The organism is Sphingobium sp. FG125 (assembly GCF_057809795.1).
In genome coordinates this window covers 364904-383958 of record NZ_JBMDKQ010000001.1, presented here as the reverse complement: position 1 = coordinate 383958, position 19055 = coordinate 364904, and the positions used below count along the sequence as shown (strand labels likewise).

General features: G+C 64.0%; 21 protein-coding genes and 2 tRNA genes. 7 read left to right on the top strand and 16 right to left on the bottom strand.

All coding sequences use genetic code 11. The features are described 5' to 3' along the window. Positions 1-123 precede the first annotated feature (123 nt). Both ACODSR_RS01770 and ACODSR_RS01765 read right to left on the bottom strand, forming a co-directional pair. A tRNA-Ala gene (locus ACODSR_RS01770) sits at positions 124-199 on the bottom strand. 89 nt (positions 200-288) lie between these two features. Then, positions 289-624 carry a TIGR02300 family protein gene (locus tag ACODSR_RS01765; protein ID WP_119748216.1) on the bottom strand — a complete coding sequence of 112 codons (336 nt, stop codon included), beginning with the start codon at positions 622-624 and terminating at the stop codon, positions 289-291. Positions 625-805: 181 nt separating this feature from the next. Here ACODSR_RS01765 and aroA point away from each other — a divergent pair, with 181 nt between their 5' ends. From aroA to ACODSR_RS01730, 7 genes are all read left to right on the top strand, one after another. Next, positions 806-2116: a 3-phosphoshikimate 1-carboxyvinyltransferase gene (gene aroA, locus ACODSR_RS01760; RefSeq protein ID WP_489073128.1), complete on the top strand. Its 1311-nt coding sequence runs from the start codon at positions 806-808 to the stop codon at positions 2114-2116. After that, the gene (locus ACODSR_RS01755; RefSeq protein ID WP_489073127.1) at positions 2113-2364 is read left to right on the top strand and encodes a CBU_0592 family membrane protein; all 252 of its coding nucleotides are present in this window, start codon (positions 2113-2115) and stop codon (positions 2362-2364) included. The genes aroA and ACODSR_RS01755 overlap by 4 nt, the downstream gene beginning before the upstream one ends. Beyond that, positions 2361-2996 carry a (d)CMP kinase gene (cmk, locus tag ACODSR_RS01750; protein WP_489073126.1) on the top strand — a complete coding sequence of 212 codons (636 nt, stop codon included), beginning with the start codon at positions 2361-2363 and terminating at the stop codon, positions 2994-2996. Before ACODSR_RS01755 ends, cmk begins: the two co-directional genes overlap by 4 nt. A gap of 169 nt (positions 2997-3165) precedes the next feature. Beyond that, positions 3166-4878 (top strand): 30S ribosomal protein S1, encoded by a 1713-nt coding sequence (rpsA, locus tag ACODSR_RS01745; RefSeq protein WP_119748291.1) that lies wholly within the window; start codon positions 3166-3168, stop codon positions 4876-4878. Between the two features lie 164 nt (positions 4879-5042). Then, positions 5043-5333 (top strand): integration host factor subunit beta, encoded by a 291-nt coding sequence (locus tag ACODSR_RS01740; protein WP_006961926.1) that lies wholly within the window; start codon positions 5043-5045, stop codon positions 5331-5333. 47 nt (positions 5334-5380) lie between these two features. After that, positions 5381-5466: transfer RNA gene (locus ACODSR_RS01735), tRNA-Leu, on the top strand. An 80-nt stretch (positions 5467-5546) separates the two neighbouring features. Then, the gene (locus ACODSR_RS01730) at positions 5547-7331 is read left to right on the top strand and encodes a cation:proton antiporter domain-containing protein (protein ID WP_489073124.1); all 1785 of its coding nucleotides are present in this window, start codon (positions 5547-5549) and stop codon (positions 7329-7331) included. A gap of 140 nt (positions 7332-7471) precedes the next feature. Here the strand turns inward: ACODSR_RS01730 and ACODSR_RS01725 are convergent, their stop codons facing one another. From ACODSR_RS01725 to ACODSR_RS01660, 14 genes are all read right to left on the bottom strand, one after another. After that, positions 7472-8263, bottom strand: a complete 792-nt coding sequence (locus ACODSR_RS01725; RefSeq protein ID WP_489073122.1) for a LysR family transcriptional regulator — start codon at positions 8261-8263, stop codon at positions 7472-7474. Next, positions 8260-8658, bottom strand: coding sequence for a Co2+/Mg2+ efflux protein ApaG (gene apaG / locus ACODSR_RS01720; protein ID WP_489073120.1), 399 nt, complete (start codon positions 8656-8658; stop codon positions 8260-8262). The genes ACODSR_RS01725 and apaG overlap by 4 nt, the downstream gene beginning before the upstream one ends. Positions 8659-8690: 32 nt before the next feature. Continuing rightward, a complete protein-coding gene (locus tag ACODSR_RS01715; RefSeq protein WP_489073118.1) occupies positions 8691-9899 on the bottom strand; it encodes a trans-sulfuration enzyme family protein in 1209 nt (402 codons plus the stop codon). Then, positions 9896-10894 (bottom strand): threonine dehydratase, encoded by a 999-nt coding sequence (locus ACODSR_RS01710; protein WP_217675133.1) that lies wholly within the window; start codon positions 10892-10894, stop codon positions 9896-9898. The genes ACODSR_RS01715 and ACODSR_RS01710 overlap by 4 nt, the downstream gene beginning before the upstream one ends. A gap of 63 nt (positions 10895-10957) precedes the next feature. Next, the gene (locus tag ACODSR_RS01705; protein WP_489073116.1) at positions 10958-11377 is read right to left on the bottom strand and encodes a hypothetical protein; all 420 of its coding nucleotides are present in this window, start codon (positions 11375-11377) and stop codon (positions 10958-10960) included. Between the two features lie 65 nt (positions 11378-11442). Next, positions 11443-12486 (bottom strand): 3-isopropylmalate dehydrogenase, encoded by a 1044-nt coding sequence (leuB, locus tag ACODSR_RS01700; RefSeq protein WP_489073158.1) that lies wholly within the window; start codon positions 12484-12486, stop codon positions 11443-11445. Positions 12487-12632: 146 nt separating this feature from the next. Next, positions 12633-13367, bottom strand: a complete 735-nt coding sequence (gene recO / locus ACODSR_RS01695; RefSeq protein ID WP_489073114.1) for a DNA repair protein RecO — start codon at positions 13365-13367, stop codon at positions 12633-12635. A gap of 61 nt (positions 13368-13428) precedes the next feature. Next, positions 13429-14046: a hypothetical protein gene (locus tag ACODSR_RS01690; RefSeq protein WP_489073112.1), complete on the bottom strand. Its 618-nt coding sequence runs from the start codon at positions 14044-14046 to the stop codon at positions 13429-13431. An 82-nt stretch (positions 14047-14128) separates the two neighbouring features. Continuing rightward, complete coding sequence (gene uvrC, locus ACODSR_RS01685) at positions 14129-16045, bottom strand: excinuclease ABC subunit UvrC (protein ID WP_489073110.1); 1917 nt, start codon at positions 16043-16045, stop codon at positions 14129-14131. A 253-nt stretch (positions 16046-16298) separates the two neighbouring features. Further along, entirely contained in the window at positions 16299-16913 is a 615-nt protein-coding gene (locus ACODSR_RS01680; RefSeq protein ID WP_489073108.1) for a F0F1 ATP synthase subunit B family protein, read from the bottom strand. Then, positions 16906-17400: a F0F1 ATP synthase subunit B family protein gene (locus ACODSR_RS01675; RefSeq protein WP_119748243.1), complete on the bottom strand. Its 495-nt coding sequence runs from the start codon at positions 17398-17400 to the stop codon at positions 16906-16908. Before ACODSR_RS01675 ends, ACODSR_RS01680 begins: the two co-directional genes overlap by 8 nt. A gap of 85 nt (positions 17401-17485) precedes the next feature. Further along, the gene (locus tag ACODSR_RS01670; RefSeq protein ID WP_006961951.1) at positions 17486-17713 is read right to left on the bottom strand and encodes a F0F1 ATP synthase subunit C; all 228 of its coding nucleotides are present in this window, start codon (positions 17711-17713) and stop codon (positions 17486-17488) included. A gap of 53 nt (positions 17714-17766) precedes the next feature. Then, positions 17767-18552 (bottom strand): F0F1 ATP synthase subunit A, encoded by a 786-nt coding sequence (locus tag ACODSR_RS01665; protein ID WP_489073106.1) that lies wholly within the window; start codon positions 18550-18552, stop codon positions 17767-17769. 49 nt (positions 18553-18601) lie between these two features. Then, positions 18602-18925 carry an AtpZ/AtpI family protein gene (locus ACODSR_RS01660; protein ID WP_489073156.1) on the bottom strand — a complete coding sequence of 108 codons (324 nt, stop codon included), beginning with the start codon at positions 18923-18925 and terminating at the stop codon, positions 18602-18604. Positions 18926-19055: the final 130 nt, after the last annotated feature.

Genomic DNA, 19055 nt, shown 5'->3' with positions numbered 1-19055 from the left:
CCGCTGACCTCCTGCATGCCATGCAGGCGCTCTCCCAGCTGAGCTAAGGCCCCATCCGGTGCGGCAATGCCGCATCCCAATGGATCATGCCATGTCCGGCAAAACCGGCGGCCAATGTAGGAATGGTGGAGCCTAGCGGGATCGAACCGCTGACCTCCTGCATGCCATGCAGGCGCTCTCCCAGCTGAGCTAAGGCCCCATTTCCATCGCTAAAGCGCCGTTTGGGTCCGGCGCTTCGGAGGCGCTGCCATTAGGTCGCAGCGCCATCCTTGGCAAGAACAAAATGACTTAATTGTCGTCCGCGTCGTCGTCGCTGGCGGCTTCGACGCCCAGGTCGTCATCACCGCCCAGATCGACGTCATTGTCGGGCGAATCGCCGTCATCATCGACGTCGATGTCGAGGTCCAGATCGTCGTCAGCCGTTTCCAGCTCGCCATCTGCGGTTTCGATCACCTTCTTGGGCGCTTCCTCATAAGGGAGCGGCTGCTTCGACTTGAGCACCGGTTCCGGTTCCCAGGCGGCGTTGCAGTTGATGCAGACGACCGGGTTGTCATTGCCCAGGTCATAGAAGCGCGTGGCGCATTTCGGGCAAGTCCGCTTCGTGCCCCATTCAGCCTTCACCATGTCCGGCCTAATCCTTTTTTGATGCTCAAATAACAACTACGCGGCGCAACGGTGAAGTTGCCCGCGAAACGTCGCGCGCCTTGCCATAGCGGGACGGCGCTGTCAAAAGCCGGGCGCATTTTTTCGCCCCCGACATGATCGGAACGCTTTAGTGACTGCCTCTTCCCCATCACCGACCCCCATGACCTTCGCCGCCGCCCCTGCCCTGTCGGGCAGCGTGACCGTGCCGGGGGACAAGAGCATTTCCCATCGGTCGCTGATGCTGTCGGCGCTGGCGGTGGGGGAAAGCCGGGTCGAAGGGCTGCTGGAGGGCGAGGATGTCTTGGCCACCGCCGCTGCGATGCGGGCGATGGGTGCGGACATAGAGCGCGACGCGGACGGTATCTGGCATATCCATGGCGTGGGCGTAGGCGGGCTGCTCCAGCCCGAAACCGCGCTCGACATGGGCAATAGCGGCACGTCGACGCGGCTGTTGATGGGGTTGCTGGCGAGTCATGACCTGACCGCGACTTTTGTGGGTGACGCATCCTTGAGCAAGCGGCCCATGGCGCGGGTGACGCAGCCGCTGGCGCGGATGGGAGCGAGTTTCACCACCAGTCCGGGCGATCGGCTGCCGCTGACGATGCGGGGCGCCTGCCCTGCCGTGCCACTCGACTATCGGCTGCCGGTGGCATCGGCGCAGGTCAAGTCCGCGATATTGCTGGCGGGTCTCAACACGCCGGGCATCACCCGCGTGGTCGAGCCGATCCCGACGCGAGACCATAGCGAGCGGATGCTGCGCGGCTTCGGCGCAGAGCTGAATGTCGAGGTTGAGGCGGACGGGACGCGGATCATCACGCTGGTCGGCGAGGCGGAGTTGAAGCCGCAGCAGATCGTGGTGCCGGGCGACCCGTCGTCGGCGGCCTTTCCGATGGTCGCGGCGTTGCTGGTGCCGGGATCGCAGGTGACGATCGCCAATGTCGGGCTGAATGCGACGCGCGCGGGGTTGATCGACCTGTTGCGCGAGATGGGTGGCTCCATCGAGGTGATTAACCCGCGTGAGGTTGGTGGCGAGCCGGTGGGCGATCTGGTGGTGACCGCTTCAGCGCTGAACGGCGTTGAACCGGCCCCGGCGCGCGCGCCCAGCATGATCGACGAATATCCGGTCGCCTTCATCGCCGCCGCGCTGGCGCAGGGGCGCAGCGTGTTTCGCGGGCTGGAGGAGTTGCGGGTCAAGGAATCGGACCGGATCGCAACCATGGCGGCGGGGCTGCGCGCGATCGGCGTCAGCGTCGAGGAACTGGAGGATGGCATCATCATCGAGGGCAATGGCGGCGCATTGCTAGCAGGGGGTGGGCCGATCGCGACCAAGCTGGACCATCGGATCGCGATGAGCTTTGCGGTGGCCGGGCTGGTGTCGCGCGATGGTGTGACGATCGACGATATGGCGCCGGTCGCGACCAGTTTTCCGACCTTCGTGCCGCTGCTGCGGACGCTGGGGGCGGCAGCGTGACGCTGGACTGGGCCAATATCGTCGGGTTGCTGGGCAGCGGGCTGATGGTCGTCGCCTATGCCTATAGTAATATCGCCAGGGAGCTGAACTTCATCTGGTTCAACCTGCTCAATCTGGTGGGGTCGCTGCTGCTGATCGCTTCGCTCACCATTCATTTCAATCTGGCGTCGATGGCGCTGGAGATTGTCTGGGCGGCGATCGCCGTGATCGGCCTTGGCAACACGATCCGCAAAGGCAAGGCCCGATGATCATAGCTGTCGATGGTCCCGCCGCGTCGGGCAAGGGGACGATCGCCAAGGCATTGGCGCGCCATTATGGCCTGCCCTGCCTTGATACCGGGCTGCTCTATCGCGCGGTCGGCCTGTCGGTGCTGAAACGCGGCGGCGACCCGGATATCAAGGCCGATGCGCTGGCCGCGTGCGATTTTGGCGACGAGATATTGACCGATCCGGCGCTGCGCAGCGAAGCGGTGGGCAGCCTTGCCTCCCGCGTGTCGGTGCATCAGGCGGTACGCGATGCGCTGATCGCGCGGCAGCGGGATTTTGCGACCCAGCCGGGCGGCGCGATACTGGACGGGCGCGACATCGGTACGGTGATCGCGCCCGATGCCGACGCCAAGATCTTCGTCACCGCCAGCGTCCATGTGCGGGCCGAGCGCCGCTACAAGGATGGCGTGGCGCAGGGCGGGCATCCCGATATGGACAGCCTGATCGCCGACATTCAGGCGCGCGATACGCGCGACATGAGCCGCGACCATGCCCCGCTGAAAATCGCCGATGGTGCAGACTTGCTAGATACGAGCGATTTGACTATAGACGCGGCCGTCCAGCGGGCAATTGCGCTTGTGGACGCCCAGCTTGAAGGTCGCTCAAAAGGCTGACCCGTCAAGGCGCGCGGTTTTACCACGCGCCCTTTTCGCTTTTCACGGCCGCGCGTTCCCAAGCCTCTAACCGGCTGGATACGCGTTGGATATTCGGTCCTGCGCGTGTTTTGGCCAAAGACCATCGGATACAACCGGTTGGCCAGCAATGATGTATGAAGGACTAACCATGGCCTCTACGGCATTCCCCACGCGCGACGATTTCGCCGCGCTTCTCAATGATTCCCTCGGTGGCGAGGACGGCGGCTTTGAAGGCCGCGTCGTCAAGGGCACCGTTACCGCCATCGAAAACGACCTGGCCGTCATCGACGTAGGCCTCAAGAGCGAAGGCCGCGTGCCGCTGCGCGAATTTGCGATGCCGGGCCAGAAGGCCGACATCAAGGTCGGCGACGAAGTCGAAGTCTATGTCGACCGCGTCGAAAACGCCCATGGCGAAGCCATGCTGTCGCGTGACCGCGCCCGTCGCGAAGCCGCCTGGGACAAGCTGGAAGCCGAATTCACCGAGAGCGCGCGCGTCGAAGGCGTCATCTTCGGTCGCGTCAAGGGCGGCTTCACCGTCGATCTGGACGGTGCCGTGGCATTCCTGCCCGGCAGCCAGGTCGACATCCGCCCCGTGCGCGACGTCACCCCGCTGATGGACATTCCGCAGCCTTTCCAGATCCTGAAGATGGATCGTCGTCGCGGCAACATCGTCGTGTCGCGTCGCGCCATCCTGGAAGAAACCCGCGCCGAACAGCGCAGCGGCCTCATCCAGACGCTGGCCGAAGGTCAGATCATCGAAGGCGTCGTCAAGAACATCACCGACTATGGTGCGTTCGTTGATCTGGGCGGCATCGATGGCCTGCTGCACGTCACCGACCTCAGCTACAAGCGCATCAACCACCCCAACGAAATGATCAACATCGGCGATACCGTCCGCGTGCAGATCATCCGCATCAACCGCGACACGCAGCGCATCTCGCTCGGCATGAAGCAGCTGGAAAGCGATCCTTGGGAAGGCGCATCCGCGAAATACCCGATCGGCGCCAAGCTGTCGGGTCGCGTCACGAACATCACCGAATATGGTGCGTTCGTCGAGCTGGAAGCGGGCATCGAAGGTCTGGTTCACGTTTCGGAAATGTCCTGGACCAAGAAGAACGTCCACCCCGGCAAGATCGTTTCGACCAGCCAGGAAGTCGAAGTTCTGGTTCTGGAAGTCGATCCCGAAAAGCGCCGCATCTCGCTGGGCCTCAAGCAGGCACAGTCGAACCCCTGGGACAGCTTTGCCGAGCGTCACCCGATCGGTTCGACCGTCGAGGGCGAAGTCAAGAATGCAACCGAGTTCGGCCTGTTCATCGGCCTGGACGGCGACGTCGATGGCATGGTCCATATGTCCGACATCGCATGGGGCATATCGGGCGAGGACGCGCTCGCGCTGCATCGCAAGGGCGAAGCCGTGCAGGCGGTCGTTCTGGACATCGACGTCGAGAAGGAGCGCATCAGCCTTGGCATGAAGCAGCTTGAGCGTGGCGGTCCGGCTGCGGGCGGCACCACCGCAGCAGCGGCTGGCCTGAACAAGAACGCGATCGTCACCGTGACCGTTCTTGAAGTCCGCGACGGCGGCCTGGAAGTCCAGGCTGGCGAAGATGGCGCCACCGGCTTCATCAAGCGCAGCGACCTGGGCCGTGACCGTGACGAACAGCGTTCGGAACGCTTCCAGATCGGCCAGAAGTTCGACGCGATGATCACCGGTTTCGACCGTGCGAAGAAGCCGACCTTCTCGATCAAGGCGATGCAGATCGCCGAAGAGAAGCAGGCTGTGGCGCAGTATGGCTCGTCCGACAGCGGCGCGTCGCTGGGCGACATTCTGGGCGAAGCGCTCAAAGCCAAGACCGAAGGCTAAGGCCTTTCCGCCTTGTAGCGAACAAAAGCCCGCCGGAACCCAGGTTCCGGCGGGCTTTTGCATATGTTTCTGGAAACGAAACGAACTTCTTGTTCCATCATTGTCAACGCCTTGCCGAATCTCTATGCAAGACAGGGGCACAGCAGAGGGGCGCTGGAGAACCAATGATCCGTTCGGAATTGATCCAGAAACTGGCTGACGAAAATCCGGGGTTGAACCTTGCGGAGGTTGAGAAGATCGTCGATCTTTTCTTCCGCGAGATTGTCGACCGGCTGGCATCGGGCGGCCGCGTGGAACTGCGCGGCTTTGGCGCTTTCACCACCCGCGCGCGCGACGCACGGACCGGGCGCAATCCGCGCACCGGGGAGCAGGTGCCGGTATCGGCCAAGCGCGTCCCCTATTTCAAGCCGGGCAAGGAAATGCGCGAACGGCTGAACGTCAAGGGCGAAAGCTGATTACAGCCGCTTGACCTGATCCGCGCCAGCCGTCAGGGAAGCGGGGCGCGGACGTGGCGAAATCGGTAGACGCAGCGGACTTAAAATCCGCCTTCCCCTGGAATTGCGGGTTCAAGTCCCGCCGTCCGCACCATTATGACGAGCTGAAACCAGCAATTCTGCTTTTCTACCAAAAGGCTGGATATTCCGCCCGCTTGCCGCGATGATGCGGGTATGGCCGGTGCGATTGATCCCAATAGTTTTAGTGACTCCCTCGTCATATTGGGCGCGGCGGGGCTGGTTATTCCCGGTTTTGCGCGGTTTCGGATCAGTCCGGTGATCGGGTTCATCCTGGTCGGGCTGGCAGTCGGGCCGGCCGGGCTGGGTTCGCTGGTCGGGCAATATCCCTGGCTCTATCATGTCACCATTTCCAACCGCGCGGCGATCGAGCCATTTGCCGAGCTGGGCGTCATATTATTGCTGTTTTCCATCGGGCTGGAGCTGAGCTTCAAGCGGCTGTGGACGATGCGCAATCAGGTGTTCGGGGTTGGTGCGGCCGAGTTGCTGGGCAGCGGGGCGCTGATCGCGCTGGGGCTATATGTGCTGGGGCAGCCGACGGCGGGGGCGGTCGGGCTGGGCCTGGCGTTGGCGCTGTCCTCCACGGCGGTCGTGCTGCCGATGGTCGGGACGCAGAGCGCGGTCGGCAAGGCAGCTTTTTCCATGCTGCTGTTCGAGGATCTGGCGCTGGTGCCGATCATCTTCATGCTGGGTGCGCTGGCGCCGTCCGTCGCGGCCAGTCCCGACGGGGCGTGGGGCGAGATGATGAACACGCTGATGCGCGGGGGCATAACCATCGCCATCATGCTGGTGCTGGGCCGCGTGTTCCTGCCGCATATTTTCAGCCAGGCGGCGCGGACCAAAAGCCCGGAGGTGTTTCTGGCCGCCAGCCTGCTGGTCGTTATCGTCTCCAGCCTGGCGACGTCGATTGCCGGCCTGTCCCCGATCGTCGGGGCGCTGCTGGCGGGGCTGATGATCGCCGAGACCGACTATCATGGCGAGGTTGAGGTGATAACCGCGCCGTTCAAGGGGCTGGCGCTGGGTGTGTTCTTGATCACGGTCGGCATGAGTTTGGACATTCGCGTCATTCTGGCCAACTGGCCGAGCCTGTTGCTGGCGGTGATGGGCGTGGTGCTGGCCAAGACGCTGGTGACCGCGGCGCTGCTCTATTTTTCGGGGGCGCGCAAGGGCGTGGCGCTGGAAGTGGGCGTGCTGATGTCCAGCCCGTCGGAGACCACGTTGATCGTGCTGTCGACGGCGGCGGCAGCGCAGCTGATCCTGCCATCGACTGCGGCCTTCTGGCAGATCGTCACGGCCATTGGCCTGACCATCACGCCGCTGCTGGCGCGGATTGGCCATGATATCGCCCGACGCCTGGAAATGGCGCTGGGCGAGGAATTGCCGGAAGCCAGCGAAGAGCATGTCGAGGCGGCGGCGGTCGTGATCGGCTTTGGCCGGGTCGGGCGGATGGTGTGCGACCTGCTCAAGACCCACAAGCAGCGCTTCATCGTCGTCGAATCGGACCCTGATGTCGTCGCCGAGGCCCGGCGGGCGGGTTACCCCATCCTGTTCGGCGACGTCGCGCGGGTGGAGATGCTCGACAAATTGCGGCTGGGCCATGCCCGCGCGCTGATCCTGACGATGGATGATCCGGTACTGTCGGTGCGGCTGACCAGACGGGTGCGCGGATGGGTGCCCGACCTGCCGATCATCGCGCGCGCCCGCGATACCGATCATGCCGCGCAACTCTACAGGGCTGGCGCAAGCGATGCGGTGCCGGAGACGCTGGAAAGCTCGCTGCAACTGGCCGAGACGGCGCTCGTTGATCTGGGCGTGGCGATGGGACCGGTGATCGCGTCGATCCACCAGATGCGCGAGGATTTACGGGTGGACATCAAGGATGCGGCGCAAATGGCGACCGCGCCGAAATTGCGGCGGTTGCGACCGGACGAGGTGGGGTAAGGTAATGCCGATGCCCGTTCGTTTCGAGCCCTTCGACGGCCCGCCTGCGGCAGGCGCTCAGGATAAACTACGTCGAGAAACCTGTGTCCAGCGTTTCTCGACTTCGCTCGAAACGAACGGATGTTAGAAAAATGCCGCTTTTAGCTTAGCAGCGCCTCGACCAGCGCCTTGACCTTTTTCTGGCGCCATTGTGGTAGCGGGGCGATCAGCCAGTAGGAGAGCGGCGATGGCACGGGATCGCCCACCTCGCGGATGCGCCCGGCGGTCAGGTCTGCCTGCGCCAACAGCAAGGGCACGCTGGCGCGGCCAAAGCCAGTGGCGGCGGCTTCGATGGCGAGGCCACCGTCGGCGACGCGGATCGCAGCGGGCTGATCGTCCGACGGGCAGCCGGGCCATGCAATGCGCTGGTCCGGGCCGCCATTGGCCGCTTCCACCGTGACGAACAGCGATTCGCCCAGCTTCACGCCCTCATGCTCGCCAACCGTGCCGGACAGGCGCAGGGCGAGATCGAGATTGGCTTCGGTGAAATCGAGCATGTCGTCCGCCGCGACCAGCGAGAAGGTGAGGCCGGGCTGGCTGGCGGCATAGGCGGCGAGGCGCGGCTGGAGCCATTTGGCGGTGATGTCGCGTGGCGCGGCGATAGTCAGCGCGCTGCTGGACTGGCCCGCCTGCATCGCGCGGACGGCTTCCTCAAATTCCAGGAAGCCGGCGCGCAGGGCGTCCAGGCCACCTTCGGTTTCCGGGGTCAGTTCCAGCCCCTTGGGCGTGCGGCGGAACAGGACGACGCCCAACAGATCCTCCAGCGCGCGAATCTGCTGGCCGACGGCGGCGGGCGTGACGGCCAGTTCGTCGGCCGCGCGGGTGAAGGACAGGTGCCGGGCCGCCGCGTCCAGCACGCGCAGGCCGTTAAGCGGCAAATGGGTGCGCTTCATTCGGCGACCGCCGGAGCAATGAGCGCGAAATGGGGAATCGCGACTTCGAAGGTTTCGCCGCCAACGCCGATCATCTGATAGCTGCCGGTCATCGAGCCGGTCGGCGTATTGAGCGGGCAGCCGGACACATAGTCATAGCTTTTGCCCGGCTGCACCACTGGCTGCTCACCAACCACGCCGTCGCCATCGACCCGATGCTGGGCGCCGCGCCCGTCGGTGATGATCCAGTGGCGAGTCAGCAATTGCACCGGCAGGTCGCCCTGATTTTCGATGCGGATATGATAGGCCCAGAACCAGCGGCCCCGGTCCGGCTCCGACTGTTCGGGCAGGAAGGAAACGGCGACATGGACGATGACGTCGCGCGTCGTCGCGTGGAAGGGGAAGAGCGCGTTCATGACTATGAGATGCGCTTGGCCGATGCCTCCCGTCAACGCCCTATCGTGCGTAACGCACGATCGAGATCGGCGATCACGTCGTCGGCATCTTCAAGCCCCACGTTCAGGCGCAGCATATCCTCGGTAATGCCGACTTCCAGCCGCGCCGCTTCGGCCATGCCGAAATGGGTGGTGGAGGCTGGATGAGTCATGAGCGAACGCGAGTCGCCGATATTATTGCTGATATCGACCAGTTCCAGACCATTGAGCAGGCCATGCGCCTCTGCCCGGCCTCCGCCGACATAGAGCGAGAAGATGGGACCAGCCATGTCCATCTGCGACATGGCCAGCGCGTGCTGGGGATGGCTTGGCAGGCCCGGATACAGCACCTTGGCGACGCGGCCTTCGAGGAAGGCGGCGACCTTGAGCGCGTTTTCGCTCTGGCGGCGGATGCGCAGGTCGAGCGTTTCCAGCCCCTTGAGAACCACCCAGGCGTTGAAGGGGCTGAGTGTCGGGCCGGTGTTGCGGTGGAAGGGGAGCAGGACATTGTCGATCCACTCCCGCGTGCCGCAGATCGCACCCGCCAGCACCCGGCCCTGCCCGTCCATCATCTTGGTCGCGCTATAGGCAACGACGTCCGCGCCGAACTCCATCGGCCGCTGGAGCGCGGGCGAGGCAAAGGCGTTATCGACAACGGAGGTTATGCCATGGGCTTTCGCGATGGCACAGACGGAGCGAAGGTCCACCACATCCATGGTCGGATTGGCCGGGGTTTCGAAGAAAAACACCTTGGTATTCGGCTGGATCGCGGCTTCCCAAGCGGCAGCGTCGCGCGCGTCGATCGTCGTCGTTTCGATCCCGAATTTGGGCAGCAGCGTGTCAGTCAGCCAGCGGCACGAGCCAAACGCCGCCTTCGCCGCGACGACATGGTCGCCCGCAGACAATTGACACAGCAGGGCAGCGGTCATCGCGGCCATGCCGGTGGCGGTGGCGCGGCAGGCTTCTGCCCCTTCGAGCAAAGCGATACGCTGTTCCAGCATCTCCACGGTCGGATTCTGGAGGCGCGAATAGGTCATGCCCTGCTGGTCACCGGCGAAGCGGGCGGCGGCGTCCTCTGCCCGGTCATAGCTGTAGCCGCTGGTCAGGAAGAGCGCTTCGGAGGTTTCGCCCCATTCGCTGCGCGCGGTGCCGCCCCGGATCGCCAGCGTCGCTGGCTTCCAGTTCTTGGTGATATCCGGGTTTTGACCGCTTTTCCGCTTCATATCGCTTTCCGCATGTCTTGCCGCACCACCGGGGTAGCGCCGCCCAATATTTCCGCCATCTGGCTCATGTCGCCATTACCGCCCGACAGGATAACTGCAACCTTCTTGCCCCGCATCGCCTCCTTTTCCTGTAGCGCGGCGGCCAGCGCAACGGCCCCTGCCCCTTCGGCCAGATTATGGGTGTCCTGCCAATAATGGCGGATCGCGGCGGCGACTTCATCGTCGGTAACGGCGACGAAGCGATCGGCGCGAGGACCGAAATAGTCGAGCGCGGCCTGCACCGGGGTGCAAACGGCGACGCCATCGGCAAAAGTGTAGGCCGTGGGGCTGGCAAGCAACCGGCCTGCCTCGAACGAGCGTTTGGCGGCATCGACATGGGCGGAGACGACGCCGACCACCTTGGTGGTGAGGCCCAGCGCGTCGCGCGCGGCGATCGTGCCGCACAGGCCAGAGCCGCAGCCGACCGGGACATAGACGGTATCGAGATCCGGCACCGCATCGAACAGTTCCAGGCCATAGCTGGCGACGCCGCGCACCAGCTCGTCATGATAGGCCGGGACCATGAACAGCCCTTGTTCGGCAGACAGGCGGAGCGCTTCTGCCTTGGCGCTGTCGAAGTCGTGGCCATGTTCGATCAGGGTTGCACCGAATGCCCGCATCGCGGCGTTCTTTTCCAGCGCATTGCCGTGGGGGACGACGATAGTGGCCTTGAGGCCCGCTGCGGTGGCGGCGCGGACCTGCGCCTGGCCGTGATTGCCGCGCGTTGCGGTAATGATGCCGGTGACATGCGGGTGGGTGCGGCGGAGCCAGTCGATATAGGTGATCGCCCCGCGCACCTTGAACGCGCCGGTGGGAGTGTGATTTTCATGCTTGACCCACAGGTCGCACCCGGCGCGCGCGGCCAGCAGCGGCCAGGCATATTGCGGGGTGGGCGGGACCTGGGCATGAACCATCGCGGCGGCAGAGCGGAGCGAGGCGAGGGAGAAGTCGGTCATCCCGACGCTCTAACTGCCGCGCCGGGACCAGGACAGAACCTTTGCCGACGAATTGGCCTTCAATCAGGCCGCCCGACGTGGCTGCGCATCCATCAGCGGATGCAGGTTCCGTTCTTCCCACGCCATCCGTTCGGCCAGTTCGCCTTGCAGGGCCAGAACTGCGTCGAGATAGCCGTTCCAGTCCTGCGTGATCAGGGTGGGCGTCCAATATTTGACATGATCGCTGTAGCGCAGGAACAGGGCACGGATCGCCCGGCCATGTTCGCGCAACAGCGGATCGGCCTGCGCCGCCAGATGGCCATCGCGGAGGTCGAGGGCACGGGCATCCTCCCGCCCCATATGTTCACGGAACAATTGGGAAAAAGCGATGCGCTTGCGCGCTATATCCGGCAGCGCTTCGATGCCGCTGGTTCGCATGATGTGCGCGAATTCCTGCATCATGACCCGTAAGGCTTCATGATCCTGCTTCAATAGTATCGACATAGGTGCGTCCCCGTTTTCTACTTAGAACGACGGGGCAGCAAAATCTTAAGGGATGCGGCCGGCGGTCAGAGGACCGCCAGCACCGCATCCCCCATTTCAACCGTATTCATGGCACCGCCCAGGTCAGCGCTGCGCGCGCCATTGGCCAATGCCTTTGCTACCGCCGTCTCGATCCGGTCAGCCTGTTCGGGCATGTTCAGTGAATAGCGCAGCATCATCGCCGCCGACAGGATCGTGGCCAGCGGATTGGCCTTGCCCGTGCCGGCGATGTCGGGGGCGGAGCCGTGGATCGGCTCGTACAGCCCCTGCCCGCTGCCGTTCAGGGTCGCAGACGCCAGCATCCCGATGGAGCCGACGCACATGCTCGCCTGATCCGACAATATGTCGCCGAACAGGTTGCCGGTGACGATGACGTCGAACTGGCCGGGGTTGCGGACCAGCTGCATCGCGGCATTGTCCACATACATATGGCTGAGCGCCACGTCGGGATAGTCCGCCGATACCTCGATCACCACGTCGCGCCACAGCTGGCTGGTTTCCAACACATTGGCCTTGTCCACCGAGCAGAGCTTGCCGCGACGGGCGCGGGCCGCCTGAAAGCCGCTATGGGCGATGCGCCGCACTTCGGCTTCGTTATAGGACATGATGTCATAGCCTTCGCGCAGGCCGTCGGCGGTGGTGCGGAAGCCCTTTTCGCCGAAATAGACGTCGCCATTGGTTTCGCGGACGATCAGCAGGTCGATGGCACCGGCCACTTCGGGCTTGAGCGCCGATTCACCGGCGAGTTCGGGAAACACCTTGGCCGGGCGCAGGTTGGAGAAGAGGCCCAGTTCCTTGCGCAGGCCCAGGATCGCCTGTTCGGGGCGCAGATGCCGTTCGAGCGCGTCGCAATCAGGATCGCCCACTGCGCCAAACAGGATGGCGTCTGCGCGCTTCGCGAGGTCCAGCGTTTCGGGCGGGAGCGGATGGCCGACCGCCTTATAGGCCGTGCCGCCGACCAGCCCATGCTCATAGGTCAGGCCGTCAATCGCCAGCGCATCCAGCACGCGCTTGGCCTGATCGACGATTTCGGGACCGATGCCGTCTCCGGGAAACAGGGCAATGAGCATGTTCATCCTATCCTCAACCGAGCGTCATCCCCGCGAAGGCGGGGATCCATCTCCCAACCGCGCGCCTGTGGAGAGGGCCGGAGATGGATTCCCGCCTTCGCGGGAATGACGGAAAATATGGGGGACGCTTATGGGCATGATCCCCTTCACGCAACCGCTCTTTTGAGCCGATCGACCAGCCTTTCCCGTGCGGCCAGCACGTCGGCACGCCAGTCGGTGAGGATGGAGCGTTCGAGGAAGAAGCCGGTGAGGCGCAGGCCATCCAATATCTGGCTCCATTCACCCGTGCCGCCCTCCAGCAGAAACGGCGGGAGCGGCAGGAGCAGGCTTTCATAGCCCACCGCTCCTGCCCGGCTGACCGCCGCCGCACTGCGCGGACTGACATAGGCAAGGTCATCGGCATCGCCCAGCGCGGCGCAGCGCGAGAGGTCCAGGCCAAAGCCCAATTCGGCGAGCAGCAGCAATTCGTAGCGCACCAGCGCCACCGCCCAGCCACGCGCCGCAGGGGCCGCCTCCACCGCACCCAGCACGCCGTCGAGCGCGGAGTGGAGCGCGGGATAGGGCGTGCCTTCGGGCAGGGCGATGGCGGTCAGCGCGCAGGCCCAGTCGATCGCGGCGGCGGGCAAGGGTTCGGCATGGAGCGGCGCGCGGCTGTGCGCCAGTTCGACGGTCAGGCCCGCAAGCTGATCCTCCGTCCGGGCGCGGAAGGTGGCGGCGACGGCGTTGCCGGGCAGCAGCACCGGGCGCATCGCGCGGGATCGCCCGCCGCGCACATAGCCAGCGATCAGGCCATGATCGGGCGTCAGCAGCCGCGCAATCGCGCCATGTTCGCCGTGCTGGCGCACGGCGCAGACGATGGCGGATGTGGTGAGGCTGGGCATCGCCCTGCTCTACCCGTCACCGGACAGCTGCGATAGCTTTGGTTGAGCCGGGTGAGCGGCGTCAGCCTTTCTTCTTGCGGCCCGCGATGTAACGCGACACTTCGAGCCCGAACTCTTCAGCCAGTTTTTCTCGGATGCCGCCGCCTCGGATCAGCATCCCGCCCCAGCCACCATGGGTGTTCTTCACCTCTACGCGAAAGCTGCCCAGCGATGCGCCGTTGGCGGCGTCCAGTACATCAACCGTGCCTTCCAGCATGTCCGAACTCCAGGCGACCAATATGGCCATCGCGGCATCCGCGGTTTTCAAGCGGTCCAGCGTGATGCGCAGCGTAACCGGCGTGCCATTGTCCAGCTTCCAGTCGCGGGTGACGTCGCGGATGACCAGCGGGAACATCTGTTTGAAGGGCAAGGTCGCATAAACTGCGCCATCCTGCGGACCGGTCGGATAGCTGGCGGGATCGAGCGGCGGCAGGCCCGCAGCCGCACGCTTGTTCGCGGCTTTGGCGTCGCTTTCCGCCAGTTCCTCCAATATGCCCGGCGCGAAGACGACATCCATGCCGGTAATTCGCACCGGCTGACCGGCCGCCAGGGCCAATGGCTGGATTGGCGTGACCTGGCGCGCGTGCGCGGATGGCGCCAGCAACAGCAGCGGTAGGATGAACAGCAGGCGGTGGCGCATCGGTTTCCCTCTCTCGGATATCGGGAGGGTAACAGTCACCGCTTAAAGCCTGCTTTCACGCCATGCTTAACGGCGTCCTTCGTCAGCCGTGGAAATAATCATAGACCTGTTGCGCTACCGCCGTCGAAACCCCCGGCGCACGGGCCAGGTCCTCCAGCGCGGCGTCGCGGACGGCGCGGGCAGTGCCGAAGTGCATGAGCAGGGCTTTCTTGCGGGCGGGGCCAATGCCGGGGACTTCGTCGAGCGACGATACGGTGATCGCCTTGCTGCGCTTGGCGCGGTGGGCGCCGATGGCGAAGCGGTGGGCTTCGTCGCGCAGGCGCTGGAGATAGAAGAGGACGGGATGATTGACCGGCAGCATGAGTTCGCGGCCATCCATCAGGTGGAACACTTCCCGCCCGTCGCGGCCATGATGCGGGCCTTTGGCGACGCCGATCATCGTGACATCCTCTATGCCCATTTCCTCCAGTATCGCGCGGGCGGCCGATAGCTGGCCCTTGCCGCCGTCGATCAGGACCAGATCGGGCCATTCGCCGCTGTCGCGATCAGGGTCCTCGCGTTGCGCGCGGCCAAAGCGGCGCTCGAACATATCGCGCATCATCGCGAAATCATCGTTGGAGATTTCGGGATTCTTCATGTTGAACTTGCGATAGGCGTTTTTGCGGAAGCCTTCGGGTCCGGCAACGACCATCGCGCCCAACGCATGGGCGCCCTGAATATGGCTGTTGTCGTAGATTTCGATGCGGTCGGGGACGCCATCCAGCCCGAAGGTTTCGACCAGTTCGTCGAGTATCTTGCCCTGGCTGGTGGTTTCGGCGAGGCGGCGGTCGAGCGCCTCCACTGCGTTGCGTTGCGCCTGCTTGATCAGGCGGGTGCGATCGCCGCGCTGGGGGACTTCGATGCGGACCTTGCTGCCGATCCGTTCGGTCAGCGCCTGCGCCATCAATTCGCATTCGGCGGGCGCGCGGTCGGTCAGGACCAGCTTGGGCGGCGGTACTTCCTCGTAAAATTGGGCCATGAAGCTGGCCAGCACTTCATCTTCCGCGACTTCATTGGTGTGGACCGGGAAGAAGCTGCGATGGCCCCAATTCTGCCCGCCGCGAATGAAAAAGGCCTGGATGCACATCGCCCCGCCCTTTTGCGCCAGCGCGAAAATATCGGCGTCGCCCAACCCTTCCGCGTTGATCGCCTGCGACCCCTGGATGAAAGTCAGCGCTTTCAGACGATCGCGAATGACCGCGGCCTGCTCGAAATCCATCGCGTCGGACGCCGACTGCATTGCGGTGCCGAGTTTCTGCTGCACTTTGGTGGATTTGCCGCCGAGGAAATCCTGCGCATCGCGGACCAGTTCTGCATAGCCTTCCGGGTCGATCCGATCGACGCAGGGGGCCGAGCAACGCTTGATTTGATAGAGCAGGCAGGGGCGCGATCGGTTGGCGAAGAAACTGTCGGTGCAGGAGCGCAGCAGGAAGAGTTTTTGCAGCGCGTTGATGGTGCGGGTGACCGAGCCAGCGCTGGCGAAGGGTCCATAATAGCGGCCCTTCGCCTTGCGCGCGCCGCGATGCTTCTGGACGCGGGGGAAGGCATGATCTTCGCGTAGCAGGATGAAGGGAAAGCTTTTGTCGTCGCGCAGCAGGACATTGTAGGGCGGGCGGTAACGCTTGATGAGTTGCGCCTCCAGCAGCAGGGCTTCCGCCTCGCTGTTGGTGGTGACGATGGTCATGGAGCGGGTCTGGGAGACCATGCGTTGCAGGCGGCGGGGGAGCCGGTCGACCTGGGTATAATTGGCGACGCGATTCTTGAGCGCGCGCGCCTTCCCCACATAGAGGACATCGCCGCGCGCGTCGTGCATCCGGTACACGCCGGGCCGGATCGGCAGCGTGCGCAACGTGGTGCGGATCGCCTCCACACCAACGTCAAGGTCGGGCGTGCCGGACCCGCGGACCGTGTAGCTGGCCTTGTCCTCATTGAAACGGTCGGGGGATTGGGGTTGCGACATGGGGATGAGATAGCGTGCCGGGCGGGGATCGCAATGGTGCGGTTGGGGTTAAGGACTATAGGAATTCCTCCCCTGTAAGGGGAGGTGGCTGGCCGCAGGCCAGACGGAGGGGTGTCACCTTATCGAGAGGGCGACACCCCTCCGTCAACGCTTCGCGTCGACACCTCCCCTTGCAGGGGAGGATTTTGGTGCGCCAACGAAAAAGGGCCGGGGTTGCGCCCGGCCCTTTTTCGTTTTGTCTCGCGTCGTTCGGTCAGACGACCGGGCCGAGTCCCTTGATGGCACCATCCACCAGTTCTTTGTCTGCCTTGGCGTCATGGCCCTGGGCGATCAAGCTGGCAGCCGCAGTCGTCGCGGCGTTGACGGCGCGGGCGCGGATCGCGGTGATCGCGGCGCGTTCGGCGGCGCCGATCTTGTCCTCGGCCATTTTCTGGCGGCGGACGACCAGGTCGGCGGCGTTGGTGCGGGCATCGGCCAGCAGCGTTTCGGCCTCATGCTCAGCGGACTTGCGCATCGCTTCGGCCTCTCCGGTCGCAGCGGCAAGTTTCGCCTCATATTCCGCCTTGAGCGCGTCGGCTTCCGCGCGAAGCTTGGAGGCTTCGGCAAGCTGCGCCTTGATCTGCGCGATCCGACCGTCAAGAACGCTGCCGATCAGTGCCGGCACCTTCTTGAACAGGAGGATGGCGATGAAGGCGGCCATGGCCAGGCTGACCCAAGCGGTAGCGTCCATGCCGACCGCTTTGGGATCGGTGTGGGGCGCGACGCCTTCATGCGCGACGGTGCCGACCGGCTCCATCCCTTCGGCATGGATCGCCTGGTCGAGGGTCGGGGGCGTTTCCGCCGAATGCTGTGCTGCTGCCTCAGCCATGGGCCAGTGCCGCCTTTACTGCGTTGCGGGCTGCATCGTCCGAGGCTTGCACGCCAGCGATACGGGCCACCATGTCGCGTGCCGCATCGGCAGCGACGGTTTCAATTTCTGCCAGAGCGGCGTCGCTTGCGGCCTTGATCCGGGCTTCGGCGGCCGCAATTTTGGCGGCGACTTCGGCATCGGCGGCGGCGAGCTTGGTTTCGGATGCCTTGGCGGCTTGCGCCTTGGCCTGAACCAGAGTCGCCTGGGCGGCGGCACGGCTTTGCGCGTCACGGACGCGATAGTCGGCTTCCGCTTCGTCGGCGCGGGCGAAGGCGGCCTTGGCCGCGTCCAGATCACCACTGATCTTCGCGTCGCGCGCGTCCGCCGTACCCTGAACCTTGGGCACCATGCCGAGGCCGATGACGAAGAACACGAAGCCGAAGGTCAACAGCAACCAGAAAATCTGGCTGGAGTAGGTTTCGGCAATTTGCGCGATTTGAGGCATATCTATCCGTCCGATCAGGGCGCGGTCAATTTAAGGGGATGCGGGCGGGGCGACACGATACCGCCCTGCCCGCGTCCGAACCGTGTCAGGCCACGAACACCAGGATCATGGCGATAACGAACGCCAGCAGACCCAGAAGTTCCGCAGCGGCGAAACCGATGAACAGACGACCCTGCTGGCCATCAGCGGCACCCGGATTGCGCAGCGCGCCTTCGAGGAATGCGCTGAACACGTTGCCCACACCGAGGGCGGCGATGCCCGCACCGATGGCGGCCAGGCCAGCACCGAGCAGCTTTGCGGCTTCTGCGTCCATGTCGTAAACTCCTTCGTTAGAATATTAATAATGTTGACGAAATCAGATGAAACTCAGTGCAGGTTTTCGGCATCGTTGAGATAAACCGAAGTCAGCAGCGCGAACACATAAGCCTGGATCACGGCGACCAGCATTTCCAGCGCGCTGATGCCGATCATCAGGATGAAGCTGGCGGTGCCGACGGTCAGGCCCAGGGCAGGCGATGCGTTTGCGCTGTTAATAACGAAGCCCGCAAGCACCTTCAGCAGGACGTGGCCAGCGGTCATCGCGACGAACAGTCGCAGACCCAGGCTGAACGGACGCACCATGAAGGAGACGAGTTCGATGAGGAAGAGCGGCGGGATCATCAGCGCCGGCGTGCCGTGGGGCACGAACAGCGAGAAGAAGTGGAAGCCATGTTTGGCAAAGCCGACGATCAGCACGATCGAGAAGCTCATGATCGCCAGCACGCCGGTGGCGGTGAAATGGCTGGTAAAGGTGAAGGGGTGCATCCCGATCAGACCCAGCGGCAGCATGCCCAGCAGGTTCGCCAGCAGGATGAACATGAAGAGCGAAAAGACGTAGGGGATATATTTGCGCCCCTTGTCACCGATATTCGCGATCAGCAGGTTCTTGATGAAACCGGTCATATATTCGACCGCCATCTGCCAGCGACCGGGGACCAGTTCGCGCTTCATACCGCCGATCACGAAGATCCACAGCACCACAGCGGCCAGCACCATATAGAGCGCGCTGTTGGTGAAGGCGATGTTGAAGCCGCCGAGCGACAGATGATCCGTACCGAACAGGGGTTCGATCGCAAATTGATGCATCGGATCGATTTTGCCGGATTCTGCCACGCTGGACCCCTGTTACGTCTAAACCGTCGGACTAAGAAGAAAGCGTCCCTTATTCCGGGGGACGCTTTATCGTCGTCAATCTGATGATATTCCTGAACGCCGCCGCGATGCCAAGACCGAGGAAAACGAGCAGGAGCCATGGGGATGTGCCAAACAGCCGGTCGAGAACCCAGCCGATCAACGCACCGCCGACAAGACCGCCGATCAGTTCCGCAAGAACCCGGTTGCCCAGGCGAGACCCATCGTCCGCCTGTTGCTCCACAGCCCCCTGCCTGACCTTTTCGACGGATTCAGCGCGCGCAATCCGCTCTTCCAGAGACGTGATGCGCGCGTCCTCCCCCGCCGGGTCCTGTACGGGTCCATCCGCAACCATGTTCATCCTCCATCCGGGTTTGACCCCATATGGCAGGCGGCATGGCGCTTGCGGCTGCACCCGTCAAGGCGCGGCCCGTTTAGAAAGGCGATTGCGGATAGTCAACCATGGTTGGGCAGAGATTACCCCA